This is a genomic window from Thermalbibacter longus (genome assembly GCF_023806485.1).
Classification (GTDB): Bacteria; Chloroflexota; Chloroflexia; order Thermomicrobiales; family Thermomicrobiaceae; genus Thermalbibacter; species Thermalbibacter longus.
In genome coordinates, this window is record NZ_JAMSLR010000034.1 from 1 (window position 1) to 1,042 (window position 1,042).

1 protein-coding gene is annotated in these 1,042 nt (G+C 67.6%); it reads right to left on the minus strand.

The window, feature by feature from the left end:
• Positions 1–1,039 (minus strand): elongation factor Tu (gene tuf, locus NET02_RS16295; protein WP_284058486.1); only part of this gene is annotated, 1,039 nt, incomplete at its 3' end.
• Positions 1,040–1,042 lie beyond the last annotated feature (3 nt).

A 1,042-nucleotide genomic window follows, 5' to 3' on the forward strand; every position in this document is an offset into this window, starting at 1 on the left:
CCTCCCCCGTCACGTCCGTCGTCCGAATGTAGAACTGCGGCCGGTACCCACTGAAGAACGGCGTGTGCCGCCCCCCCTCCTCCTTCGACAACACGTACACCTCCGCCTGAAACCCCGTGTGCGGCGTGATCGACCCCGGCGCCGCCAGCACCATCCCCCGCTCCACCTCGTCCCGCTCAATCCCCCGCAGCAAACACCCGACGTTGTCCCCCGCTACCCCCTCGTCCAACACCTTCTGGAACATCTCGATCGACGTCACCACCGTCTGCCGCGTCGGCCCCAACCCCACGATCTCCACCGTCTCCCCAGGCCGGATCCGCCCCCGCTCGATCCGCCCCGTCACCACCGTCCCTCGCCCCTTGATCCCAAACACGTCCTCGATCGGCATCAAAAACGGCTGGTCTACCGCCCGCACCGGCGTCGGAATGTACTCGTCCACCACCCGCATCAGCTCCCAGATCGGCGCATACTCCGGCGCCTCCGGGTCCGTCGCCCCGCTCTCCAGCGCCCGCAGCGCCGACCCCCGCACCACCGGCACCGCCTCCCCAGGAAACCCGTACTGCGACAGCAGCTCCCGCACCTCCAGCTCCACCAGCTCCAACAGCTCCGGATCGTCCAGCATGTCCACCTTGTTCAAAAACACCACGATCGCCGGCACCTCCACCTGCCGCGCCAGCAAGATGTGCTCCCGCGTCTGCGGCATCGGCCCGTCCGGCGCGCTCACCACCAGAATCGCCCCGTCCATCTGCGCCGCGCCCGTGATCATGTTCTTGATGTAGTCCGCATGCCCCGGACAGTCCACGTGCGCGTAGTGCCGCTTCTCCGTCTCGTACTCCACGTGCGCGATCGCAATCGTGATCCCCCGCGCCCGCTCCTCCGGCGCCTTGTCGATCGCCTCGAACGGCCGGTACTGCGCCTGCCCCTTCAGCGACAACACCTTCGTGATCGCCGCCGTCAACGTCGTCTTCCCATGATCCACGTGCCCGATCGTCCCCACGTTCACGTGCGGCTTCGTCCGCTCAAACCGCTGCTTCCCCACGGC